At 47.8% G+C, this 25,838-nt stretch carries 20 protein-coding genes and 1 other RNA gene; 2 read left to right on the forward strand and 19 right to left on the reverse strand.

The window, feature by feature from the left end:
• Positions 1-21: 21 nt before the first annotated feature.
• The 6 genes from FYJ45_RS02655 to deoC form a co-directional block, all read right to left on the reverse strand.
• On the reverse strand, positions 22-861 hold the full coding sequence (locus FYJ45_RS02655) for a YihY/virulence factor BrkB family protein (protein WP_021636382.1): 840 nt from the start codon (positions 859-861) through the stop codon (positions 22-24).
• Between the two features lie 311 nt (positions 862-1,172).
• Positions 1,173-3,824, reverse strand: a complete 2,652-nt coding sequence (locus FYJ45_RS02660; RefSeq protein WP_154463368.1) for a SpoIID/LytB domain-containing protein — start codon at positions 3,822-3,824, stop codon at positions 1,173-1,175.
• A gap of 79 nt (positions 3,825-3,903) precedes the next feature.
• A non-coding RNA gene (gene ssrS, locus FYJ45_RS02665) (6S RNA) lies at positions 3,904-4,088 on the reverse strand.
• Positions 4,089-4,216: 128 nt separating this feature from the next.
• A complete protein-coding gene (locus tag FYJ45_RS02670; protein ID WP_154463370.1) occupies positions 4,217-5,914 on the reverse strand; it encodes a phosphoenolpyruvate carboxykinase (ATP) in 1,698 nt (565 codons plus the stop codon).
• A 288-nt stretch (positions 5,915-6,202) separates the two neighbouring features.
• Positions 6,203-7,999 (reverse strand): aminopeptidase P family protein, encoded by a 1,797-nt coding sequence (locus FYJ45_RS02675; protein WP_154463372.1) that lies wholly within the window; start codon positions 7,997-7,999, stop codon positions 6,203-6,205.
• Positions 8,000-8,091: 92 nt separating this feature from the next.
• Positions 8,092-8,754, reverse strand: coding sequence for a deoxyribose-phosphate aldolase (gene deoC, locus FYJ45_RS02680; RefSeq protein WP_154463373.1), 663 nt, complete (start codon positions 8,752-8,754; stop codon positions 8,092-8,094).
• Between the two features lie 352 nt (positions 8,755-9,106).
• Between deoC and FYJ45_RS02685 the strand changes: the two genes are divergently transcribed.
• The gene (locus tag FYJ45_RS02685) at positions 9,107-10,477 is read left to right on the forward strand and encodes a citrate/2-methylcitrate synthase (protein WP_154463374.1); all 1,371 of its coding nucleotides are present in this window, start codon (positions 9,107-9,109) and stop codon (positions 10,475-10,477) included.
• A gap of 117 nt (positions 10,478-10,594) precedes the next feature.
• On the opposite strand, the gene thrC is transcribed toward FYJ45_RS02685, so the two are convergent.
• The 6 genes from thrC to FYJ45_RS02715 all read right to left on the reverse strand — a co-directional run bounded on the left by thrC (position 10,595) and on the right by FYJ45_RS02715 (position 18,309).
• On the reverse strand, positions 10,595-12,094 hold the full coding sequence (thrC, locus tag FYJ45_RS02690; protein WP_154463375.1) for a threonine synthase: 1,500 nt from the start codon (positions 12,092-12,094) through the stop codon (positions 10,595-10,597).
• A gap of 211 nt (positions 12,095-12,305) precedes the next feature.
• Positions 12,306-15,203 carry a type 2 lanthipeptide synthetase LanM gene (lanM, locus tag FYJ45_RS02695; RefSeq protein WP_195841624.1) on the reverse strand — a complete coding sequence of 966 codons (2,898 nt, stop codon included), beginning with the start codon at positions 15,201-15,203 and terminating at the stop codon, positions 12,306-12,308.
• 84 nt (positions 15,204-15,287) lie between these two features.
• Positions 15,288-15,431: a hypothetical protein gene (locus FYJ45_RS02700; protein ID WP_154463377.1), complete on the reverse strand. Its 144-nt coding sequence runs from the start codon at positions 15,429-15,431 to the stop codon at positions 15,288-15,290.
• A gap of 14 nt (positions 15,432-15,445) precedes the next feature.
• Positions 15,446-16,756 carry a sensor histidine kinase gene (locus FYJ45_RS02705; protein WP_154463378.1) on the reverse strand — a complete coding sequence of 437 codons (1,311 nt, stop codon included), beginning with the start codon at positions 16,754-16,756 and terminating at the stop codon, positions 15,446-15,448.
• Entirely contained in the window at positions 16,753-17,502 is a 750-nt protein-coding gene (locus FYJ45_RS02710) for a LytR/AlgR family response regulator transcription factor (protein ID WP_235930521.1), read from the reverse strand. The genes FYJ45_RS02705 and FYJ45_RS02710 overlap by 4 nt, the downstream gene beginning before the upstream one ends.
• Before the next feature lie 180 nt (positions 17,503-17,682).
• Positions 17,683-18,309 (reverse strand): cell wall hydrolase, encoded by a 627-nt coding sequence (locus FYJ45_RS02715; protein ID WP_021636398.1) that lies wholly within the window; start codon positions 18,307-18,309, stop codon positions 17,683-17,685.
• Positions 18,310-18,560: 251 nt separating this feature from the next.
• Here FYJ45_RS02715 and FYJ45_RS02720 point away from each other — a divergent pair, with 251 nt between their 5' ends.
• The gene (locus FYJ45_RS02720) at positions 18,561-19,601 is read left to right on the forward strand and encodes an FAD:protein FMN transferase (protein ID WP_154463379.1); all 1,041 of its coding nucleotides are present in this window, start codon (positions 18,561-18,563) and stop codon (positions 19,599-19,601) included.
• Here FYJ45_RS02720 and FYJ45_RS02725 read toward each other — a convergent pair.
• The 7 genes from FYJ45_RS02725 to rsxA all read right to left on the reverse strand — a co-directional run bounded on the left by FYJ45_RS02725 (position 19,570) and on the right by rsxA (position 25,834).
• Positions 19,570-20,415, reverse strand: coding sequence for a DUF368 domain-containing protein (locus FYJ45_RS02725; RefSeq protein ID WP_021636401.1), 846 nt, complete (start codon positions 20,413-20,415; stop codon positions 19,570-19,572). The genes FYJ45_RS02720 and FYJ45_RS02725 overlap by 32 nt on opposite strands.
• Positions 20,416-20,429: 14 nt before the next feature.
• Complete coding sequence (locus FYJ45_RS02730) at positions 20,430-21,104, reverse strand: potassium channel family protein (RefSeq protein WP_235930522.1); 675 nt, start codon at positions 21,102-21,104, stop codon at positions 20,430-20,432.
• Between the two features lie 64 nt (positions 21,105-21,168).
• The gene (locus FYJ45_RS02735) at positions 21,169-22,482 is read right to left on the reverse strand and encodes a TrkH family potassium uptake protein (RefSeq protein ID WP_154463455.1); all 1,314 of its coding nucleotides are present in this window, start codon (positions 22,480-22,482) and stop codon (positions 21,169-21,171) included.
• Between the two features lie 388 nt (positions 22,483-22,870).
• Positions 22,871-23,044: a hypothetical protein gene (locus tag FYJ45_RS02740; protein ID WP_154463381.1), complete on the reverse strand. Its 174-nt coding sequence runs from the start codon at positions 23,042-23,044 to the stop codon at positions 22,871-22,873.
• Between the two features lie 301 nt (positions 23,045-23,345).
• Positions 23,346-24,368, reverse strand: coding sequence for an aldo/keto reductase (locus FYJ45_RS02745; protein ID WP_154463382.1), 1,023 nt, complete (start codon positions 24,366-24,368; stop codon positions 23,346-23,348).
• A 53-nt stretch (positions 24,369-24,421) separates the two neighbouring features.
• The gene (locus FYJ45_RS02750; RefSeq protein ID WP_276891069.1) at positions 24,422-25,240 is read right to left on the reverse strand and encodes an RnfABCDGE type electron transport complex subunit B; all 819 of its coding nucleotides are present in this window, start codon (positions 25,238-25,240) and stop codon (positions 24,422-24,424) included.
• A 12-nt stretch (positions 25,241-25,252) separates the two neighbouring features.
• Entirely contained in the window at positions 25,253-25,834 is a 582-nt protein-coding gene (gene rsxA, locus FYJ45_RS02755) for an electron transport complex subunit RsxA (RefSeq protein WP_025491036.1), read from the reverse strand.
• Positions 25,835-25,838 lie beyond the last annotated feature (4 nt).

Consider the following 25,838-nt stretch of genomic DNA (forward strand, 5'->3'; position numbering starts at 1 on the left):
CACCGTACCCCGGTGATTTTTTTATTTTCTTACGTTTCCATATGCCGTCTGTTCCCTGATTCTTCGGAAAGGGGCAAGGAACCTGTTGATATGCGCCCCGATCAGGAAAAGGTAGAAGCAGAAATAAAGCCAGAGCATTACGATGACGATTGTGGTAAGGCTGCCGTACATGTCAAATCCGTTAAAGTGCTGGACGTAAACAGAAAAGCCCCAGGAAAAAATATTCCAGGTGGTTGCGGAAAATACGGCACCGGGAATCTGGTGGGAAAATTTCAGCTTGCAGTTGGGTATATAGGTATACATCACCGCAAATATCAGGATCATGACGCACCAGGAAAAAAGCCCCCTGAAATGCAGCAGCAGCGCGAAGAGATCCTCCATCTGGGGCACATGCCGCACAATGGTGTCCGCCAGCAGATTTCCGAATACCATTACAATCAATAAAAATATGATGGTAATCAGAAAAATAATCAGGTAAAAGGAGGCTATAATTCTCTGCAGCACATAGTTCCGGTCCTCCACCACGCTGTTCATGGCATTCAGCCCGCGCATCAGCGCCAGCACGCCCTTACCCGCGGACCAGATAGTCACAATCGCCGCGGCGCTCATGATTCCAAAGGAATTGTCATAAATGCTCGCAATCAAAGAGGACAGCAGGGGAGAAATCGTTGTTGGCAAAAGCAGGACAGCCTTTGTCAGATCGGATTCCTTCAGCGGCGTATAAGGTATGATGGAGCAAATCAGCATGACCATGGGGATCAGAGACAGAAAAAGGAAAAAGGCGGTGCTGGCCGCATATGCATTCACATTTGCACGGGACATCTGTCTTCCAAACCCTCTCAGAATCCTGTAAATTCTCATTGACCGCTTTTCCTTTCCTGCGTTTTATTTTGTAATCTGCTTATGGCATTTATTCCCGCGAGCAACGAGCCAAGTAGCCATGCTTGCATGGATATTTGGCGACTGCCGCGAGGGGTGCTATGTGCCAGTGGCACATGTTTTGCACCGACCGAAGCGGAGCGTAGACCAAATACCCCGCTGCTCTGCAGCGCTGCAAGTTTGATACCCCGTTGCTTGCAGCGGGGTCTTTGATTGGGATGAGCCCATCCCGCATCGGCGCCGCAACTGCCAGCGCGGCGCCGCCGTTCCCGCGTCAGAGACGCAGAAAACGGTCAGTAAACCGCTTTTACGCTGCTTCCTTCATAGAAAAATCCCAATATGGTGTCGCTGTCGCAGCCATCCGCCGCCATACTTCTGGCGCCGTTCTGGCTCAGGCCCACTCCATGGCCGAAGCCGCCGCCAATTAAACTATATCCTACCACATATCCATTTTCTTTTCCAGTTTCCATGGTAAAAAAGGCGCTGGGAAGCATGGAGGCCGCATTATATTCGCTTCCGTCCTGGCGGATTACCTTGCTGGTGCCGTTGCTCAGGACATAACGGATATTGTGCTCCGTTTTCACCATTACCGCTCCGTTCTCTCCTTCGATAACCAGCTCCTCCGCCACACCGCCGGCATTTCTGGCGGCGATGTAAATATCCGTAATCCGGCCCGGATCCACCGGAGCCTGGTTGGTAAAGCCGCCATCCGCCTGGCGGACATAAATCGCACCCGGATTGGCTTCATACCGCTTTACAATATTGGAATAGAGAATCGTACTGTCAAGCTGATCCACCTGATAGGTCCACCGGTACCAGGCTTCGTCTTTTTCAAAATCAGAATCCCTGGTGGTAGTGATAAAAGCGGCAAATTCCTCCTCAGTCATCATGGAGCCAGCGGGACTGATATCCGCTTCATTCACGCTTTCGTCAATCGCATCTCCCTGCACATCGGTCACTCCCGCTACATTTACGGCCTTCGCCTGAAGATAAGGGAAATTTTCCGGAACGGAATTCAGCCAGATTCCCGTATTCGTCCCATAACCGCAGGAGGTGGAATAATAATAGGTATCCGCCAGCTGCTCACCGTAATAAACCAGCTCGCCCTTCGTCTCCTTTACCGCTTTGGTCGTTTCCACATTTTCCGTAATATTGTTATACACCTGGAATCCTGCGCTGTCATCCACATGGGCGCCGTAAGCGGGCAGCCCCGCATGCAGCATCTTCGCGTAGGCATAGGTCCTTGCGCATACCGCCTGTGCTTTCAGCGCTTCCAACGGATATGAGGAAGGCATTTCACTGGGAACCACCGCGTAAAGATACTCCTCTAAAAGCACCTCGTTAATCACAACGATCCCATCCTGCTGCTTTTCCAGCTCCAGGCTTCCACGGTATGAGGGCACTCCCTGGCTGCGGTTTACATTCAGAAGGCTGATATGCCCGGTGAGCACCGCAGGCTCAATGCGGACGCGTCCCCCCGCAAAAAGCTCGCTGTCTTTTCCTATCGTGAGTATTTCTCCCGCAGGCACCACCGTTGTCTGCCTTGCTTCATAAGGGCCTGATATCACAGAAAGATCGCAGTCTGCCTTCATTTCCAGAGTTTCATGGAAAGCGCTTCCGAAATCCGAGGTCTTAACCAGCACCCGGATATTCTCCATCGCTTCTTCCCTGACTACCAGACAGGCCTGAATCTCCCCATCTTCTATTACAAAATCCGTAAAATCATAGCCGATACATAAATCGGTGGTATTATACTTTTTCAGAGTTCCGTAAAGCCTGTAAATTTTCAGCTCTTCAGCAAAAGGATAAAAGCCCTGGCCTTCAATTTCCGCCCCATTGTCCCTGATTTTTAACAGCTTGCCGGAAACTTTATCGGTGCGCATATGAATCGCCGTCAGCGCCCCGTCCGCAAAAGAAAGATCCGCCACCTGTTCCCTGGAAGCTCCCAGCTGCTCCGCTTTCCCTTCCGGCATGGAAATCGTAAGCTCATAATCGTTCCAGAAGCAGCGCAGGGCATCCGCTTCCACTTCCATAAGCCAGATGTTGGACAGTTCAGACTGTGTACCCGTCTTTTCCCTCAGAGCATACAGAATACCGTCTCTTTCCACCACTACTATCGGCAAAAACAGACAATCCCTGATCCGTTCACTCATATAAGTATATGCGCTTTCCGCAGATATCAGAGCATTTTCTTCCAGCGCCCTGCCGTCTGCATCCGTAACGGAAGCTCCAAAACCAATGGGTGTCAAATCCATATCGTGGATTCGCCCCTCCTGGTCATACACCCTCCTTGCTTCATCAAAGAAACGGTACCAGTCCTCCTGCAGCACCTTCTCCTTTTTCCGATAGCCTCCGGGAAGCTCAAAAGCGCAATCCGGAAACAGCTCCGTAATCTGCTTCCACTGGGAAAAGGTCAGCATACCGTCGCTGGCCGAGGACGCCTCCTGAGCAAAAATCGATGCATATGCATTACTGTCCGTAATTCCTGCAGTATCCGCCAACAGCCAGGTCATATTCCCTGCCTCCTGAAGCGACAGATATTCTCCTTCGGTACGGGGTACCGTAATCTCCACAATTGCCTGAATCAGCAGCAGAAACAGCAGCACAGCCCCCAGTACAATCACAGTCAGCTTCATCCATCTTCCGCCCGGAGGATTTCCCCCGTATGTAGCATTTCTTCCATTCAGGCCAGCTCTTTCCTTCAGGCCAGCTCTTCCGGCAAAACTATAGCTCCTGCCCCGGGACTGCCTGCGATTCTGCTGTTTTCCGGCGCGGTTTATGGCGGCCAGACGTTTTTCCGCCCTGCGTTCCGCTTTCCTTCTCTGCGCGTCTCTTTTTTCATCCAGATACCGGTTATGCCCCTGTGTCTGCATGGTGCTATTTCGCCTTGCAGACCGTGCAGGATGATTTTGTCTGCTGTCTCTTTCCCGTCCGCCTCTTTCCATAAACTCCCCTTATATTCAACAGTACAGAAAGTTTCAATGATTGAAAAAAGCAGCCATTGAAGGCTGCTCTTATCTTTTGTGTCCCCCCAAAATGCCGGCTCTTGTCTTTTGACTCCTAGCTATCTGCTAGGTGGGTTACCGCAACCGGCGCTTCTGCCTTCCCCTGCGCAATGAGGGCCTGACATCCACACGGCAATGTAGGAGTCCCGTTTAAAGTAAATGTAGGTTCAAAACAACAAGAGTTATCGAACATTTCAGGTTAGTTATATTATATCCTGATCGTACTGAAAATACAACAGAAAAAAAAAGGAAAGGAAAGGCCGTTAACCACCCTTGTAACTGTTCAGACAGGTCTGAACAGTTACTAACCCTCCCCTTCCCTTCTTTAAAAATTACAGAGTGTTAGCTTCGTCAACAACCTTCTTCAGAGCTGCGAGTGCTTCGTCAGGAAGCTTGTCGTAGCCGTCTTTCTTGGTTGCGAAACCTTCTACCGCATTTACACGGTCCTGCATACGAGCCTTTAACTGGGCAACATATTCAGGATCCTTCAGGTCAGGCACAAAGCCTTCCCAATCCATAATTTCAATATCGGAGAAAGGTACCCAAGGCTTGAATTCTGCTTTTTCTTCAACGATGGTCTCAAGAATTCCAAGAGTATCGGCAGGTTTAACCTTCTTGCCCATGAAATCGCCTGTGTTGATGATGTAGCAGTCTACGTTCTTCTCTTCAACCAGCTTTTTGAACTTCTCATAGTCGTTAGCCAGAGGATAAGTTCTGAAAGGGTTAGCGTAAGGAACGATACGAAGAGCGTTCAGGTCGGTTCCTGCTGCAACACGTTCTGCGGAAGATGTCTTGGTAGCAAGGGTTGCACCCATTACAGATGCAAGAGCGGATCCTTTCAGTTTAACTACCGGAGGAATGGTAGGGTCTTTCATAATCCAGAAAATAGCGTTAACGGGAGCGTCAAGCTTATCTACACGGTTAGGAGACCATAATTTGGATTTGATAGCACGTCCGTTACCATTTCTGATATCTTCAGTTACCAGCTGTACTTTTCCGTCCTCATCCAGAGTTGCGGAGCAGTTCTGAGCCGTTAATAAGTATTTGTTATCTTCACATCCTGTAGGATAATCTGCGGTCTTATCGAAATAAGAAGGCTCCAGAGCGATGGAAGCACAGGTATCTGTATTGATGATGAAAGCGTCATCATGAAGAACCTTGATGTCATACTTTCCGCCATGCTTTGCATGTGTCAGAGTAGACTTTCCGGATCCTGACAGACCGTATACGGAAGCAACATACTTTCTTCCATCGGGAAGGGTATATTCCTTCTGTCCGCCGTGGCAGGAAGCATATCCGTTTCTGTTGGCAATAGCCCATGCCATTGTCAGAGTACCCTTCTTGTGCTCTCCGAAGTATTTCATACCAAGGATAGCTGCGCAGTTTTCGTTGGTATCGAAGTAGCACAGTGTCAGAGGATCGCTTAAGCAGCTGTAATCAACATCCGGATGGTTGGTGGGTGCCCACTGAGGATCGGAGAAGATATAAACGTCAGCTTCTTTGCCGTCTCCAACAGGTTTGGAGTTCTTGTACATTCTTACATACTCATCAGACATATACTGGAAGTTCAACATCCAGGAGTACATGATGTTCTCTTCGCCTTCCGGAATGAGCAGATGAGCTTTAACCATAAATTCAGGATCAAGGCCGATATATACTTCTGCATGATACATTGTTTTCCAACGTGTCTCATAAACAGCATCCATAACTACCTTGTCAAGCTTTGCGGCATCTACACCAGGCTCGCCTTTGATGCGGCGTGCTCCTGCATAACGGCCCGTAACTGCGCCGTCGTTGAACAGAAGAACCTTGGAATCTCTCTCAAGTCCGATTTCATCGCCTCTGTAAATAGGCATATCTGTTACAACAGTACCAGGAGAATTCTTAGCAAGATCATAAGCCTCTTTCAGAGTATTGATCTTAACTACATTATTTCCGTAAAATGCAGCTTCAATGATAGATCTGGTTTTGGAAAAACCTGTCTTACCAGCGCCGATTTCGGAAATTGGATAATACGCTTTTGTTGACATTAGTACGTCCTCCTTTATTTGTGTGTATTATGTACCGCGTGATTGCAGCCTTTCCCCCTCAAGACAGCAGCTGTTTAGGCTTGTCCGAAGAGCCGTTTCTGTTGCAAATCCACGGCTTCACGCCTTGCAATGCGCATCTTTTCACCAATGCGGCAGTGAAAAGCGCACCGATGCGGCATTTTCACAGCGTAACCGCCGTAATCGTGCCTGCACATCTGTATTATTATCTCAAAGCAGGGTTTAAAAGTCAAGATTTTCTAATTCTAATTTAGCGATTTAAGAATAATTTTATATTTCCCTTGTCTCTTCCTTCAGCCAGAGCCTCTCTTCTTCCGTAAGCAAAGGAGAAATCTTCTCATAAACAGCTTTGTGGTATTCGTTAAGCATCCTGATCTGTCCCGGCTCCATTAGGGAAGGGTTGATCCCTTCCAGGTCAATGGGCACATAGGTAAGGGTATCAAAATACATGAACTGTCCATCCCCGTTCTTCACGCCATTGCGGGCAACCATCACATTCTCCGTACGGATTCCGTGGCTTCCTTCTATATAAACGCCGGGTTCATTTGTTACGTCCATGCCCGCCTCGATCACTGACTCGCTCTGTCCTTCCGCAAAACGCCAGCGGATTCCCTGCGGTCCTTCGTGCACGTTCAGAATGTAGCCTACGCCGTGGCCGGTGCCGCATTTATAATCGATATTTCTGTCCCACATGGGCTGTCTGGCCAGAATATCCAGGTTTCTTCCCGTACAGCCATACAGGAACCTGGCGTTGGTCAGCTGCAGCATCCCCACAGCCACCGCCGTAAAATGCTCCCTGATCTCCTCTGAGACGGGGCCAAGCACAATGGTTCTGGTCACATCCGTAGTGCCTCCCAGATACTGTCCGCCGGAATCCACCAGCAGCATTCCTTCCGCTTCCAGCTCCTTGCAGTTATCAGGAGTGGCTTCATAATGCATCATAGCCGCATTTTCTTTGTAGCCTGCTATGGTGGGGAAGGACAGATCCAGATAACCGTCGATTTCGCTTCTGAGATGATCCAGATAATCCGCCGCAGTTACCTCAGTAATCTTCAATTTGCCCACATTTTTCTTCAGCCAGTAAATAAACCTGCACACTGCCGCGCTGTCCTTGAGGTATACTTCCTCCATATGTGCAAGCTCCACTTCATTTTTCACAGCCTTCATCAGCTCCGTGGGATTCTTTGCGTCCCTGCACTCCCCTTTTTCCGTAAGGGTGCGGTAAAGGGCATAGCTGGTATTACGTCCGTCATAGAGAACACATTCCTTTTCCGTCCTGTTTTTCAGGAAGTCCGCTGTTTCATCATACTTTTTCAGGACGATGCCGTACTTGGCAGCGTGCTCCCTGAGCGCGTCCGTCACCTCCGTCTCCTGGCTGAAAAGGAAACATTCCTTTGCTGTCAGATAAGCATAGGAAAGGGCCACCGGATTGCACTCCGCGTCCCCTCCACGGATATTGAACAGCCACATGATATCGTCCAGCTTGCTTAACAGGAATGCATCGGTTCCTTCTTTTTCCATGGCGCTGCGGACCTCTGCCATTTTTTCTCCGGCAGTCCTTCCGCAGATGGCTTCCTCAAGAACCATGACCGGGTGGCTGGGCAGCCCGGGCCTGTCCGCCCATACCTCATCCGCCAGATCCTTATCATATGCAAAAATAATTTTCTTATCAGAAAGCGCCTTCTCCAGCCTGCAGCCGAAAGCGGTATCCACTACTCTGCCGTCAAAGCCCAGCGTCTGGCCTTCCTTCATATTCGCCTGCAGATATTCCTGAATGGTGGGCACGCCCTCGTCCAGCATCCGGAACAGCCGGATGCCTGTTCCCTTCAGTTCGTTCTCCGCCTGGATAAAATAGCGTCCGTCCGTCCACAGTCCCGCTTCCCCGGCGCTGACCACTAGGGTCCCGTTAGAGCCTGTGAAGCCGGAAAGATATTCTCTCATTTTAAAATACTGATCCACATATTCGGAATTATGGAAGTCGGCCGTAGGCACCATGTAATAGTCCACGCCTTCCCTTTCCATCACCTTCCTGAGCGCAGTAATACGCTCCTGTATTACCTGATTCATAACCTTTTCTCCTTTTTCCTGCCGGGCACCTGGCCCGGTATTGTTGGCTGTCTGATAAATCCTCTGTCTGATAAATCCACTGCCTGACGGCATCAATTATCCTTTGCGGTCTCCCCCTTTAGAAGCCCCACTGCGGAGGAGGTTCCGATTCTGTCGCAGCCCGCCTCCAGAAACATCTCCAGATCCTCTCTGGTTTTCACGCCGCCGGCCGCCTTGATTTTTACGCCGGGGCCGATATGCTCTTTGAAAAGCTTAACATCCTCCAGAGCAGCCCCTCCCGTGCCAAAGCCTGTGGAGGTCTTGATATAATCCGCCCCGGCCTTGGTAACCGCCTGGCACATGGCAATTTTCTCTTCCTCCGTCAGGAAGCAGGTTTCTATAATCACCTTCAGCACACGGCCCTGGCAGGCTTCCTTCAGCATGCGGATTTCCGCTTCCACCTTGCCGTACTGATGATTCTTAACATCGCTGATATTCACTACCATATCTATTTCGTTGGCGCCGTCTCTGACCGCCTGTTCCACTTCCGCCGCCTTCGCTGCGGTCACGCTGTAACCCAGAGGGAAACCGACTACCGTGCAGATATTAAGCGTTTCGAACTTATCATGCGCCCTGCTCACATAGCAGGGAGGAATGCATACGGATGCCGTTCCATATTCCACCGCTTCCCGGCACAGCTTTTCAATGTCCTCCCATACGGCATAGGGTTTTAAAAGGGTGTGGTCAATATGTCCTAATATTTCTTTTTTATCCATTTTCTTCAACACCTTCCTTCCTATATTAGTGCTACTGCGGTATCGTCCGGTTCTCCCCGGGATGCCCCTTTCATAATGACCGCCGGAAGTCCATAACAAAAGTCCTTCCTGGGAAAAACCGGACAATACCACGATACCGCTTAATATTGTAATACAATACGCACAAAAAAGCCATCCCGAATCGTGAACGAAATGTTAAATGTTTCTAAATAAATACATTTTTTCTTGTTTCAAATTCTCATCCATGTTATTATGTTAATTATCTACTTTTCTTTTTTAACGTGTCAAACTAAAAATGGCCGGATGAAAAGCAAAGCAGACAATAATATTATGAGGAAAGGTGGTTGATTGAATGGAAGAGCACAACAGCTATTCTGATGTTACTTCCGAAATCGTACGGTTGGCTGAATTAAGCAAAGAAGCAGGTGTCATCGATACCGAGCTTTACACCAAATACGATGTCAAAAGAGGACTTCGTGATCTGAACGGAAAAGGTGTGCTTGCCGGACTAACGAATATTTCCGATGTACGCGCTACAAAGATGGCGGATGGTAAATCGGTCCCCTGCGACGGTCACCTTTTTTACAGAGGCTATGAGGTTAACGATCTAGTTGAAGGTTTCCATAAGGATAACAGATTTGGTTTTGAAGAGGTTACATTTCTTCTGCTTTTCAACAAGCTGCCCACCAGGGAAGAGCTTGCCGAATTTGAAAAGCTGCTTATTTATTACAGAAGCCTCCCCACAAGCTTTGTGAGGGACATCATTATGAAGGCCCCCAGCAAGGATATGATGAACACGCTTGCCAGAAGCATCCTGACGCTCTACTCATATGATGACAGGGCGGATGATGTTTCCCTTCCCAATGTACTCAGACAGTGCTTACAGCTTATCAGTCTCTGCCCGATGCTATCCATTTACGGATACCAGGCTTACAGCCATTATCATGACGGCAACAGTCTCTTCATCCATCAGCCGATGACCGAAGGCTCCATGGCGGAAAATATCCTCCATATCCTGCGTCCCGACAGCTCTTATACCCCACTGGAAGCCAGAATCCTGGATATCTGTATGATTCTGCACATGGAGCACGGCGGCGGCAATAACTCCTCCTTTACAACCCATGTTGTAACCTCCTCTCTGACGGATACCTATTCCGTAATGGCTGCTGCCATCGGCTCCCTGAAGGGTCCCCGTCACGGTGGTGCGAACATCAAGGTAATGCAGATGTTCGAGGATATGAAGAAGGAAGTAAAGGACTGGGCGGACGAAGAAGAGGTTTCCCGTTATCTGGAACGCCTGCTGAGCAAGGACGCATTCGACCATGCAGGACTGATCTACGGCGTTGGCCATGCGGTCTATTCCAAATCGGATCCGAGAGCTGTTATTCTGAAGACGTTCGTGGAAAAGCTTTCGGAAGAAAAAGGGCTTCATAAGGAATTTGAACTTTACAATCTGGTGGAAAAGCTCGCCCCCAGCGTTATTTCCGGGGAAAGACAGATGTACAAGGGCGTCAGCGTAAACGTAGACTTCTATTCCGGCTACGTTTACAACATGCTCGGCCTTCCCACTGAGCTGTATACTCCGATATTCGCCATCGCACGTATGGTGGGCTGGAGCGCACACCGCATGGAAGAGCTTGCCAACAACGGCAAAATCATCCGTCCCGCTTACAAAACCATTTGTACGGACAAAGATTATATCAGTCTCAGGGACAGAAAATGATAAACAGGCCGGCACACAACGCCGGCCTGTTTTTTTGTGCAATAAAAAACCGTTCAGTTCCGGTAAGAGCCGCACGGTTTTTATTATTTCTTTATATTTTATTATTTCTATATTTTATTATTTCTTTAGCCCGAGGAAGCTCTTTACAACATCCTTCATGCCGTCTTTTTCACATACGGTATCATGCAGTACAGGAGCTGTCCGGATCTCTTCGATTGCCGCAGGGATCTCCACATTGGCAATGCGGGCCAGCTCGTCAACCAGCTCAAAATCTCCCCAGGAAGCATACGCATATTTGGGAGCAATGGCCTGCAGCACGCTTCTTGTAAATTTGAAGGGACTGGCAGTGGAAGCGATGACCGTTACGGTATCCTTATCCCCTGTCGCTTCTTTATACTTGTCATAAACAGCTGCCGCCACTGCGGTATGGGTATCAATCACATAGCCCGTATCCTCATAAAGAGCCCTGATCTTTGCGAAGGCTTCCTCCTCTTTTGCATAATTGCCATAAAAATCACCCAGCTGCGCTTTCATTTCCGGAGTGATTTCATATTTTCCGTCACCGCCCAGCGCTTTCATCAAATCTGCCGTCTTTTCCGGATCATTTCCGGCAATGCGATATATCAGGCGCTCCAGATTACTGGAGATCAGAATATCCATGGAAGGAGAACTGGTCAGCACGAATTCACGGTTGCGATCGTATTCCCCTGTGGAAAAGAAATCGTAAAGCACCTTGTTCTCATTGGAGGCGCAAATCAGCTTATTGATGGGAAGCCCCATATTCTTCGCATAAAACGCCGCCAGAATATTGCCGAAATTACCGGTGGGAACCGTCACGTTGATTTTCTCACCCTTTGCAAGCTTGCCTTCCGCCAGCAGCTGCACATAAGCATATACGTAATAAACAATCTGGGGAACCAGGCGTCCTATGTTAATGGAGTTCGCGGAGGAAAACTGATATCCTCCCGCCGCCATCTCTTTTTCCAGTTCTTTGTCGGAAAAAAGCTTCTTTACACCGGTCTGGGCATCATCAAAATTGCCGTGGATACCCACCACATGGGTATTGGCCCCTTTCTGGGTAACCATCTGCTTCTCCTGGATCGGGCTGACGCCGTTCTTGGGGTAAAAAACAATAATTTTCGTTCCCGGCACATCCGCAAAGCCCGCCAGGGCCGCCTTCCCGGTATCCCCGGAGGTTGCCGTAAGAATGACAATTTCCTTATCCGCTTTATTCTTCGCTGCCGCCGTAATCATCAGATGAGGAAGGATGGATAGCGCCATGTCCTTAAAAGCAATGGTTTTTCCATGAAAAAGCTCCAGAAAATAAGCGCCGTCCGCTTCCGCCATGGGTGCAATCACTTCCGTGTCAAATTTGCTGTCATAGGCATTGGCAATACACTTCTTCAGCTCTTCCTCCGTAAAATCAGTGAGAAAAAGCTTCATAACCTCATAAGCCACTTCTCCGTAAGTCATACTGCCCAGTTCTTCCAGCGTCTTATCCAATTGGGGGATTCTCTCCGGTACGAAAAGGCCCCCGTCCTCTGAAAGTCCCTTCAGAATTGCCTGGGAAGCGCTTACTGACGTGTTACTTCTGGTACTCCTGTATAAGATTTCCATTTCACAATCTCCTCACCGCCTGCCGAGGCAGGCTCACTTTCTCATATGATTTACAGCCTGTGCATTTCCTGTATACATCCGGACAGGTTTCCATCGTGCCGTTCCCCTGTCAGTTCATCAGTATAACATACATTCTTTCCTGATGCAATCCGTTTCGGACACACTTTTGTTTTTCCCAGGAAGACATTTTCCCGGTTTTGTTTTTCACGATTCAGATTCCACACACCAGAATATCCGGAAGCGTTGTAAATCCGGCCAGCTTCAGGCAGGCATAGCCAATGCCGGACATGCCGCTCATTAAGCCCCTGGCGTATTTTTCCTGAGGCATAAGACGCCCCTTCTCCAGTTCCTCCAAAGCTGCTCCGCAAAGAGCATTCTTCACCTGCGCAAGCTGTTCTGACGGAAACGTTTTCCCATAGCGCTCAAGAAGGAGAAGCATTCCCATATTTCCATGGCATAAACACATCCCTTCTCTTCTTCGAAGCGCCAGAAAGCCATGCTCCGCCAGTCGCAAGTCCTCTTCCATCACTTCCTTCAGCTTCCCGTCCACGTAGGGCAGACAGGCAAGCCTTGCCGCGGCAATACCGCCGAAGCCATGACACCAGGCTGCCGCCTGCCAGCGCCCTTCGCCCTCTTCCTGACGCAGATCCGCCCAGTTATGCCATTTTTCACTGTAAAGGCTGCGTTCATAGGCGAGAGCTTCCGACAAGACAGGTTCATATTCCGTACTTTTCAACAGATAGTCAAGTTTTGCCAGCCCCGGCAGAAAACCGCTGCCGCCGTGGGACATTCCGGCCAGCGCAGCCTGGGATGCCCGGTTAGGCCAGCCGCTCCCTTTTTCCCGCTTTTGGACATTGGCAGTGAGGATATCCGCAGCCCTGCGGGCAAGCCGCAGATACGCTTCCGAAGAGGTAATCTCATACATACCGCACAGAACCAGGACCGCTCCGGCATTTCCATATACCAGATCGTAAACGGTATCCTTCTCTATCAGCTCCGGCAGCAACTGGCTGTGTTTTTCAGCATATTCCAGAAAAACCATTTCTCCTGTTATCCGATACATTGCCTGATATGCATAACATATGGAAGCTTCTCCGCAGAAAGCGCCCGTACTCTCCGACGCCAGGTTCCTTCTGTCCTCCATGCAGCGGTTTGTATAATGAAAAAGAGTATTTCGCACCGCCCGGCACAGTTCTTCCTGTTTTCCGCATGCTTTATTAACCGCATGAAGAAATACGGCAATTCCTGCGGTTCCGTTATAGAGATAATAATCCCCCTGCGAAAGCCGGATTCCTTCTTCCTTCACACCTGCCAGAACCGGTTCTATCCAGTTCACATGCTCTCTTTTTTCGTCCCATAGGGCAGCCTGCCCAATCTGCTCCGCTATTTCCAATGCTTTTTCATAAAACCTTCGCTCCCTGTCCCTGCCAGGCGCTATCTGCACCGGGAGGGAGACATAAGAATTGATGAAGTCCGTTTTGTCATAGCCTGACAAATCCATCGACAGCCCGATGATTTGTTCCTGCCTGACAAGCTCTTCCCTGCACAGCCTGTCCGCTCTATTTTTAAGACAATCGATGAAGGACAGGGGAAAATAGTCCGGCAATTCCTCTCCTCCTGAGGCAAAAAGGGCGCAGTTGTCAGGCCTTGTAAAATAATAAGGAATATCGCCCTCCTGCAAATCCCGGATCCCATATTCCACTGCCTTCTTTTCCGCCCCGGTCAGCGCCGTCTTTCCTGCATACAGGTTCTCGAAAAGCTTCCTCCGGTTCTCTTCCTTTTGCAAAACCATGGGATGGCTGCCGCCGGATAAAAGAGTGGCATACCTCTGCGTATTGTCCAGGAGCACACGGACTCTGCAGTCCCGGATTTCCTCCATAATTTTCTGAATCACTTTGTTTTTATCTTTCAAAAACATCAGGCCGGCTTCCCGAAATCCTGATATAATGACAGATTTATAGGCAGTCGGGGATACTTTGTTTCCACTCAGCACCACCTGATTTTTTCCTGCGGGCATCTGTGGATTTTCATATGAAATTTTCATATCGGAGGTTTTGTCATTGATCACCCTGGCCACTTTTATTGCCGCTTTTTGACCTTCCCCCGCATTCAGCACATTTACATGCGTCTGCCTCGCCGGGTCAGGAAGGATTCCGCTGTACAGTACGGAATAACTTTCTACGGAATAATTCTCTGCGGGCTCCTTTTCCCCTCCGGCCGTTGTGCAAAGCACCTCCGTATCTACAGGAACCGGATATTCTCCATGAGCTATCATGTTCTCATAGTGCAGATCTCCCGTCCCCAGTAAAAAGCTTAGAAAAACACAAACGCCCAGACGTCTGAAATACCGTTCTGTCTGAGACGGCTGCGTACACTCCTGTGGGGAAACCCATTCAATCCAGGCATATTCCTCACGAAGGACCATGCCATAGGTATAACCTTCCAGCTGTATTCCTTCATAAAAATAATTCAGCAGATTGAGAAATGCCTTTTCCGTTTTGGCATTGCGTGGTTTATACAGGAAGGTATCTCCCTGATCCGTTTCTATTTTCAACACACATTTCCCATTACTGTGGCAATCCGCCGCCATGTCTTGAATCCCTGTGATATTTCCCATGGTTCTGCCGTGAAGTATGTTTTTTTCGATTTCCTTCCGATCCACTTCCAGACGGTTTCGCATTTCGCTTAGAAAATCCGCAGATTGGCTGATGGTCCTTCTGATATTTTCCGCCAGAAGGGGATATACTTCAAAAAGCTCTTCCCGCAGTTCCTTTCTGCCAAGAATCTGTTCGTTAAAAAACTGATATTCTTCACTGCTGCTGCCTCCTTCCAGCTTTCCGACGGCTTTGTACATGCTCATTTCTACTATAAGGGTGCGGACGCAGACGGCGTGGAGACGGGATAGGATTAGCTCGGGCATTCCCGGACAGAAAAGAGTGCCTGGATTTTCCGAACGGGTATGAAAGGATAGAGCCTGGAGATATTCTTGTTTGGCAGCGGCCAGGAAAGGGAGATAGAAGGTTCCGAAAGTGTGGGACTTGGATTGGTTGATTTCTTCTACAGACAAAACCGTCTCATAATTTATCAAAAGAAATATATTATCTTGCATAGCATTTTCCTTACCCATATACTTTTTTAAATTCACTGAAGTATATAAAAAAGCAAGATGCCAAAACATCTTGCTTTTTGCTTTTTAACAACAAAAAATTGTAAAAAACTGAGTTGAAGCTGTAATATCAGGTGCCTGCACCTCATTGATATCTTCTTTTTGAATCTCCTTCATCTCAAAGGTAACATCTCCTGCACAAGACATAAAGTCTTCTCTCTTCATTTCCATATTTGTTTTCCTCCTTAATAAAATAATGAAATATTTATTTTAAATATTTTCATTTCAGCCCTATATTCCAAAATACCATTGTATTTTTCCACCGAATTCTGCACACTTTTTATTCCAAGACCATGCATGTACTCATTATTTTTGCTACTTTTTAACCAACCATTATCTCGCTGAATCTTACCATCAAATGTATTTGATATATTAATAATTGTTGCACATTCATTCTGATTTATATTAATTTTAATCCAACGTTCCGATTCTTTCAGTTTCAAACATGCTTCAATTGCATTATCAAGAAGATTAGACAATATAGAGCACCAGTCAATGTCCTGTATCCTTCCTTCTGAAATTATACCAGTTTTTACCATAAAATCAATATCATTATTCTCAGCTTTTTCAATTTTATCAGCTAATATGATATCAACTATTCTATTCCCAGTATATTTTTTATGTTCTAACTTTAGAATTGGTTCTGTCACCTTACCTATATAGCTTTCCGCTCTATCTAAATCCCTTTCTGCAATCAACATCGATAATACAGCTAAATGGTTCTTCATATCATGAAAGACACGTTCTCGCTTTTGATATAATAAAAACATTTCCTGATAATTTTTCTCTATCAAATTATTTTGGCTATTCACCAAGTGTATTTCATTTTTCTTTTCAATATACATAATATAAATAACTATTATAATAAAGAAAAGAATTAACAAACTCGGAAACAATATAAAATAGAAATCTGTACTCCCTTTTAAACGATATGGTACATAATAAATTCTTTCACAAAAATATAATCCTATATAAACAACTGAAACAAATCCCCAAAACATTAACTGATATTTATCAAATGTTTGTCCTATCAATTTTTTCTTTTTTATTATCCCGATTAATCCAATATAAAGTATTGCTCTACCAATTGACATTGTCAAAATTCTTTTCCAGCATAATTCATTCTGAACACAATTTATAAAATCAATGCTTATAAAAAAATATTGTCCTGTATAACTAAACAAAAGATCAAGAAAGTAGAGAATAACAAAATATAACGAAGAAATTAATAAGGCTTTAATAAATTTAACTCTATAAAAAGATATACTTACAAGTACAAACAATGTAATACACAAAAACATATAAAATCGAGAATACATAGCTACTGTTTCCCGATGATATACCGTCAGCCCCCAAAGTAAAACTCCCGACAAAAACCACAAAATATTACTCCAGGCTTTATCGCTCCTCTTATCAAAGAACACCTGAAGTAAATAATATAGTCCGCAAATCTCTACAGCACAAAGCACACCCTGCGCAACTCTCAGCCAAATCACATCCTATCCCTCCAAAAATAATGGATAGCCTCTTTTACCTCTTTCATATGTGTTCTGCCAATCTGAAGCCGCTTTCCGTTTCTGAGCGTAATCTCTTTATTTTCGAGCTTTACAATATGCTTGATATTAACGATATAACCTCGCTCCACACAAAGGAACTCGCTGGAATCCAGCTGTATGTAGACCTCCTGGAGTGACTTGCGTACCGGAACTTCCCTGTCAATTAAGACGAAAACTGCATTTTTATTATTTTTGTAAACATATATAATTTCTTGATATTCTATCCGTTCAAAACGGGAATTAGTTTCAACAAAATAATATTTTTCTATTTTCTTCTGCATTTCCCCCAAAATCTCCAGAAGAGTTGCCTCAAGCTTCTCTTCCAGGAGATTCTTTGGGATATAGGAAAAAGCTTTTACCTCATACCCTTCCACGGCATATTGTAGATATGAGGTAATGAAAATCAGATACGTAGCCTGTGCAGTTTCCCGGATTTTTCGCGCAAGTTCCAGGCCGTTCATTTGTGGCATTTCGATGTCCAGAAAACAGATATCATATTGAAATCCTTCTTCTAGATCAAAATAAAAAACCTCCGGGTTAGGGAAAAGTCTGACTTCGCACAAAACATTTTTGCCATCAAAGAACGTATGCACTTTTTTACGCAGAAGCAGAAGAAAGTCGGTATTGTCATCAACCAAAGCTATTTTCAACAAATCCTCTGCCCCCCTATCTGGTTTCACATTCATTATACCTGCTTATTCTGGAAAAAGATTCCTTTGTCCTCCAATGGCACTTTTTTGACCTCAAACGGCATACATAACGGTTATAATTATATACGATTTCAATTTAAAAGGAAATATTTATCTTATTTTTTTAGAAAAACCTTATATTTTTCGGCCGCAGTCCATTACATCCCAATTTCCGTCTCAGCTTCCAAAAAATTCATGCCCGCCATAAGCAAACAGCCATGTCAGGTGATTATCAAACCACTGCATCCGATCCGGCGCCACAGCACGCCGTGCGACAAAATACAATGCGCCCTGGGAGATATCTTCCCCGTAAACAGCTCGTTCCACGGCACGCCGGGTTTCCTCGCTCACCCTCACCCTGTTGATTCTGCCGTCGCTGACCGGAGAAAACTGGCAGACACCGAACTCCTTCTGATAGACCACTCCGGTCACCGTGTCGGGGAAAATATTGCTGTTAACCCTGTTTAAAACAACGTTGGCAACAAGAAGCTTGCCGTTCTCATCCTCACCGCCGGCCTCCGCCTCCACAATTTTCAAAAGTGCTTCATAATCCGCATCGTTTAACTGGTAAACCGGCTTTTTCTCCAGAACGCCGCAGTGGATAACCCGCTGATCCGAGGAAGCCGCCTGCACCACAGTACTGACGCTTGTCTCCTGAAAGTCGGCGATATCTTCCATAACAGACGCCCTGAAGGCCTGCCTTGAGGCAATAGTATTTATCTCCACACCGCGCACACACAGCCACGCTGTAACCACAAGCAAATTGGACAATAATAAAACAAGCCCGTATTTTTTATACTGCATCTATGAATACACCATACCTTTCTGCTGTTTTAGCCTGAAACGTAATCATTTTGTAATACTTATTCAATACTATATTCATATTTTATACAGCAGGTACGCAAAATATATCTCTTTTAAGACAAGTTTTCAAACCCGGAAAGGATTTGTCCCGCCTAGGAAAACATGTTATAATGATCGGCATAAAGAAAAAGCCGTATTTACGGCATTTCCGGGACATCCATTAATTATTCCGGAAGAAAAAGAGGTTCTTCATGAAGCATCGCATATTTCGTCATAATAAAATAACTTTTGCTCTTTTACTTGCTTTTCTGCTTTCAGGCGCTTTCTTAAACGGATGCGGCCGGGAAAACGTTCCTTATTCAGAATCCGGTTTTTATTTCAATACGGTCATTACGATAACGGTTTACCGAAGCAAAGATGCCCGGGTACTTAAGGACTGCCTGCTGCTGTGTGATGATTATGAAAAAAAGCTGAGCCAAACGCTTCAGGGCAGCGATATCTACCGCCTTAACCACAGCGGCGGCGTTCCCGTCACGGTATCTGAGGATACGGCTTACCTTCTGGGACAGGCCTGCAAATATGCCGAATTAAGCGGAGGCAGAATCGATCCCACCGTTGCCCCTCTGATGGATTTGTGGGATTTTACCGGTCAGGCCGCGGACAAAAACGCACAAAAAAAGATACCGGCGGCTGCCGATATCCAGGCTCTTCTTCCTCATATTAATTATAAAAATATCCGCATCGACGGAAATACAGTCACGTTAACCGATCCGCAGACCCAGGTGGATCTGGGGTTCATTGCAAAGGGATTTATCGCGGATCGCTTAAAGGAAAGTCTGCTGGAAAAAGGGGTGGAAAGCGCCCTGATCAATCTTGGCGGCAACATTCTGGCCGTAGGCAGCAAACCGGACGGCTCTCCCTTTGAAATCGGCGTGCGCAAACCCTTCGATACGCAGAATACAGCGCTGACCACCCTTTCCCTCTCAGATCGCTCCCTGGTTTCCTCCGGTGTTTATGAAAGGTATTTTGAAAAGGACGGTAAACGCTACCATCATCTTCTGGATCCCTTTACCGGCTATCCTGTGGAAAACGGGCTGCTGGGCGTCACCATCCTGTCCTCCTCTTCCATGGAGGGCGACGCGCTTAGCACCACTGCCTTTGTCCTGGGGCCGGAGGAAGGAATGGCGCTGATAGAATCCCTTCCTGATACGGAAGCTGTTTTTATTACGGAGGATTACAAGCTGCATTACAGCAGCGGCCTCAGCGGGAAGCAGTCTGCACAGAACCCCTGATTTCCTTTTCCGAAATGAAATAAATAATTAAAAAGCCTGCCGCCAGCATCAGAAGGCAGGTCAGCCATTCCCTTCCTCCCGGCAGGCCGGGAAACACCTGTGCCATAGAGGCCGCCATGAAGCCGAGAATACAAAGATAAGCAGGTCCCGGGAATCTTGCCATGGCGCTTTCAAGCAGCCTGGTGGAAACGATAACCCCAATGGCCAGCCCCAGCCCTACCGGAATCAGGTACGGCAGATGCAGCTGCGTGATCGCTTTCATGACCGTGTCATACATTCCCATCAGTAGCAGCATGTAGGAAACGCTGATGCCCGGAAGGACAAGGGCCACCGCCGCAATGACGCCGGCAAGTATGAGCATCAGATAGGAAGTAAGACCTGCATTCATATCCGCCTGAAACGTGTCAGACGGCAACAGGGCAAACAGCCCCACCACGCCGGCTCCCAACAGAAAAAACAGGATTTTCCCCAACCCTTTCCGTTCCCACTGCGCTTTTTTCAGTATCATGGGAACGCTGCCTCCCACGGCTCCTATAAAAAAATAAAGCATAGGCATCTCAAACCGTTCCATCAGGCTCAGGAGAGGTTTTGCGAAAAGGACCATCCCCATCCCGCCGCCGACGCAAAAGAGGGCAAGAAAGCAGAGACTTTCCTTTTTATGCTTCATAAAGGAGCTGACCGATGAAACCAGCCTGTCATAAATCCCCAGAATCATCGCCATGCTTCCGCCGCTGCAGCCGGGCACAAGCATGGTCCCTCCCACACAAATCCCCTTAATCACCGTAGTTATCATATTTTCCTGGCTACCCTGCATTCTGTTCCTCCAATCTATTTTTCTTTTTCAAACCGCGTGATATTTTCTTTTTTTCCAATGACCACCAATATTTCATCCCCTTTGAAAATGTAAGCGGGATCGACTTCCGTGTCTGTTTTTCCATTATGCTCCAAAGCAATGATATTTAAACCAAAGCTTCGCCGCAAATCCATTTCCAATATACTGCGTCCCGCAGATTTTTCCGTCAGGCGCACCTCTGCGATCTCCACGTTATTGTTCAGGGATATATTATCAAGCACGCTTCCGGTCAGCAGCCTCCTTGCCAGCCGGAGGGCCATGTCACGTTCCGGGTAAACGACCTCCGCCCCTATTTTTTCCAGTACCTCGCCCTGATCTGAACTGATCGCCTTGGCAATCACCCGCGGTACGCCCAGATTCACCACATTCAGCGTGGTGAGTATGCAGGTGTCTATTTTTTCACCGATTCCCACGATCACGGTATCACAGTTCTGGATCCCGATTTCTTCCAGGACCTCTTTGCTCAGTTCATCCGCCACATAGGCGTTTTCCGTGTACTGGCGCAGCTCCTTCACCTTGCTTTCACTGCAGTCCACCACGATCACTTCTTCCCCTGCTTCCGCCAGTCTCCTGGCAAGTGCGGAACCAAACCTGCCCAGGCCTATTACCCCATAAGAAACCGTATTTTCCGTGCTTTTTTTCTTATTCATTATTTTCATCCTTTCTGTCCCGCCGCCGCTGCGGCGTCATTCATTGCATAAAGCCGTTTTTACGTTATCCGATGGCAATGCCTTCTTCCGTGAATCTGGCGTTTGCCGTAGGTTTGAATGTCCACAGGGATGCGATGGTCAGCGGCCCCAGCCTTCCGATAAACATGATAAGAATTATTACCAGCTTCCCGGCTATTCCCAGATCCGGCGTTATTCCTGTTGACAGGCCGACGGTCCCAAATGCGGAGGTCACTTCAAACGCCAGCTGGAGAAACGTATATTCAGGTTCCAGCAGGCACATGATAAAGGTTCCTGTGCCCACAACAATAGCGGATAAAAAAGTAATAATAAAAGCCTTTGAAATCACATCGGCCGGTATTTTACGTTTAAAAGCGCCGGCATACTGATTGGTCGCCGCGCTTCTGGCCGCCTGTATTAAAACAAAAAACGTACTTGTCTTAATGCCGCCGCCCGTTGATCCGGGCGATGCCCCGATAAACATCAGAATGATCAGGGTAAAAAGTCCCGCATCGGTAAAGCTTCCGATTGGATAGCTGGAAAAGCCGGCCGTCCTTGCGGATACGCTTTGGAAAAAAGCGCCCAGCCATGTAATATTTTCCGTAGCCTTCAGTGACAACGTTCCCGCCGCAATCAAAAAAATGCTCATTACGATTACAATTTTGGAATGCAGGCACAGCTTTTTAAAGGAACGGCTCCTGAGCACATCCAGAATTACCAGGAATCCCAGCCCACCAAAAATAATAAGTCCGCTCGTGGTCAGGTTCAGCAGCACATTGCTCTGATAAGGAATCATGTTTTGCAGCCCGCCCAATATATCGAAGCCGGAATTATTAAAGGCAGCTACAGAATGAAACAGACTGATCCCCAGTGCTTCCAACGGCGGATAGTCGCGGATAAATACGAGAAAGCTCAGAACCGCTCCTGCGCCCTCAAAGCAAAGTGTCATGAGAAGCACATTCTTTACCAGCCGCACCATTCCCTTTGATGTGTCCACATTCATCGCTTCCCTGACCAGCTTTCTGCCCTTCAGGCCAATCCGCTTGCCTGCCATAAGGATAAAGCCCACCCCTACGGAGGTGACTCCAAGGCCGCCAATCTGAATCAGCAACGCCACCACCGTCCTTCCGAAAACCGTAAAATGATCCGCTGTGTCCACGGCAATCAGGCCGGTAACACATACCGCGCTGGTAGAGGTAAAAAGTGCATCAATAAAGCTGACATTTGCCCCTTCCCTGACGGATACCGGAAGCTTCAGAAGCAACGCGCCCGCCAGAATCACCAGCGCAAAGCCCATGGCAATGATTCTGCCCGGCGGCTGGCCTTTTATGTAGCCTGCCGTTTTCCTGCAAAAAGACATAAAAAAACATAGCCTGCCCTTTTTTCTGCTGCGCAGGTTATGCATCTCCGGTGCTTTTGCTGTTTTTACGGAATTGTCTTTCTCTGTACTGATTTGTCCTGTATCGGATTCTTCCTCCATGTTCTGCCTCTCCTTCTGCAGGACGTTTTTACATCTTGTGCCTGCAATTTTCTGTCCATGCCACCCCCGGCAGAGATCCGGCATCCGGCCGCTGCAGGCCGGTTTCATCTTCTAATACTATTGTAATGCCGCCTTTCGCAAAATATGACGAAAAGCATCCGGAAGTGTGAGTAAATTATAGGAAAAGGAACTCAAACGGTCAATATGTAATGGGAAAACTTAATACTTTCTTAGCAGGGAAGCAGACTGCCGGCTTTTCAGTTACAGGTTATTTTTTCTTATGTGCTTGAATCACTTCCACCGCTTTCCTCAGATCCTCCATGGAAAAGTTCTCACATTCTTTTGACGGCGGATCCGCATAATACGGACATAATCGACAGCTGTCCTCCAGTGTACAACAGGCATTTGCTAATATCAGTTCCAATGCTTTATTCTTATCCATTTTTGGCTTCCTCCATAAATTTGACAGCCTGCTTCGTAAAGATATATTGGGTGTACCGTTTTCAATATTGTAAAATAGAACTAGCGAAATTGCATTGGAAATTATTGGTAATTCAGGAAGAGGCATTTAGCAAATGCAGGATAAAACGCTTAATAAAATGCAGACCAAAACAAATTAAAAACTGCCGCAGATCCGGCATCGGACTTTGGTCCTCCGGATTTGCGGCAGCTTTATTCCGCCTTTATTTTTGTAATTGTTCAGTACCTTCGCAGTTACATTTTTCTCTAACTGCTGCCAGCCGCTAAATGGCCTTCCCCGCCAGAATTTCCTTATAATCCTTCAGGTTGCGTTCCAGCAGCGCAGGAGTGTCCAGATTGTACGGACATTTGCTCTTACACTTCCCGCAGTGCAGACAGTTTTCAATCTGCAGCATCTTTTCCTGCATTTCAGGCGTCAGCTGGGCTGCGGAGGGCGCTCTTCTTATCATCAGGGACATCCTCGCACAGTTATTGATTTCAATGCCTGCCGGACAGGGCATGCAATAGCCGCAGCCGCGGCAGAACTCACCCTGAAGCTCCTGTCTGTCATGGCTGATGACCGCTTCCAGTTCTTCGGTGAGCGCCGGAGGATTCTCCACATAACTGAGGAATTCATCCAGCTCGCTTTCCCTCTGTACCCCCCAGATGGGAAGCACATGGGCAAATTGGGCAAGATAGGCATATGCGGCGGCGGAATTATTAATCAGGCCGCCGGAAAGCGCCTTCATGGCGATAAAGCCCATATTCGTCTTCCTGCATTTTTCTACCAAATCCAGCTCCTGCTGCGCGGACAGATAGCTGAACGGGAACTGCAGGGTCTCATACAGGCCGCTGTCTATGGCTTCCTCCGCCACTGCCAGACGGTGGTTGGTAATGCCGATATGCCTGATTTTCCCTTGTTCCTTCGCTTCCAGCATGCATTCATAGAGGCCGCTCCCGTCACCCGGTTTGGGGCAGAAGGACGGATTGTGGAACTGATACAGATCCAGATAATCCCTTCCCAGCGTAGTAAGGGAGGTCTGCAGATCCTTCCAAAAATCCTCCGGGGTTACCGCCGCGGTTTTAGATGCCACATACACCTTATCCCACATTCCCTGAAACGCCAGCCCCAGCTTATGTTCGCTGTCCGAATAGGCACGGGCCGTATCAAAAAAAGTAATTCCGTTCTCATAAGCCTTACGCAGCAGATACACCGCTTCCTCATCGCTGATACGCTGGATGGGAAGCGCTCCAAAGCCGTTTTTATTCACGGTGATGCCTGTTTTTCCCAGTGTAACACTCTCCATTATTTTACTCCTCTTTCCTGTTCTGCGAAGTCCGCCATCCGGCGTCTTCACAATTATTCCTGCGTCTGTTCCCCGCTGCAGCAGACAATCACCTTCTTCGGGCACTTCTCCACACAGATGCCGCAGCCTGTACATTTGCTCTGGTCAATGGTGGCATTGAAATTCTCCACCTTAATGGCGCCGGAAGGACAGTTCTTCTCACAGATACCGCAGCCGATACAGCCGGCCCGGCAGTCTTTCATCGTAATGGGGCCTTTATCGCCGGAGCTGCAGGCCGCCGCATATTTTGCCGAATAGGGAATCAGCGCAATCAGATTCTTTGGACATACGGAGATACATTTTCCGCAGGCCTTGCAGGCCTGTCTGTCCACCTGCGCCACACCGTTAAAAATATGTATGGCGTCAAAGGGGCAGACCTCCACGCAGCTTCCATAGCCAAGGCAGCCGAAATTACAGGACTTGGCGCCGCCGTTTGGCACAAAGGAAAGCATGCGGCAGTCATGCAGGCCCACATAATCGTAATCCACCTTAATCTTGTCACGGGTTCCGCGGCACGCAACGAAAGCGACCATGCGCTCTCCCTCCTCCGCTTCCACACCCATGATCTCAGCAACCTTTTTCCCAACCTCAGCGCCGCCTACCGGGCAGGCGTTGACAGGGGCCTTGCCCGACGCTATGGCCGCAGCCAGCCCCGCACAGCCGGGATATCCGCAGCCGCCGCAGTTATTTCCGGGCAGCTGTGCAAGAACCGCTTCTTCTTTTTCATTTACCTCTACCTTGAAAAGTATGGCGGCCCCTCCGAGGAAAAGGCCGATAAACAGCCCCACACCGCCTACGATTGCCGTAGCAATCAGAATACCTGAAATACTCACCGACTCCACCTCCTATTTAAGCGACAGGCCGGAAAAGCCGCAGAAGGCAATTGCCATAAGTCCCGCAGTAATCAGGACGATAGGCATTCCCCTGAAGGATTCCGGTACGTCATTATACGCCATCTTCTCGCGGATTCCCGCCAGAATGATAATTGCGATCGTGAAGCCAAGCGCCGTTGCAAAGCCGTTGACCGTCCCTGCCAGAATCCCGTAGTTCTTCTGGACGTTGGTCAGCGCCACACCCAGAACCGCACAGTTGGTGGTAATCAGGGGCAAGTATACACCCAGCGCGTTGTAGAGAGACACCATATATTTTTTCAAAAACATTTCCACGAACTGAACCAGCGCCGCAATGACCAGAATGAAAACAATGGTCTGCAGGTAAGTAATGTTTAACGGCGTAAGGACGAATTTATAGATGACGCCCGCCACCGCGCTGGACAGCGTAATTACAAAGATAACGGCAGTCCCCATTCCGGCCGCGGTTTCCACCTTTTTGGAAACGCCGAGGAAAGGGCACAAACCGAGGAACTGGCTGAGTACCACGTTGCTCACCAGTGAGGAACCGATTAATATAAGCAATAATTCTCGCAGCTGA

The sequence above is a fragment of the Eisenbergiella porci genome (genome assembly GCF_009696275.1).
GTDB lineage: Bacteria > Bacillota > Clostridia > Lachnospirales > Lachnospiraceae > Eisenbergiella > Eisenbergiella porci.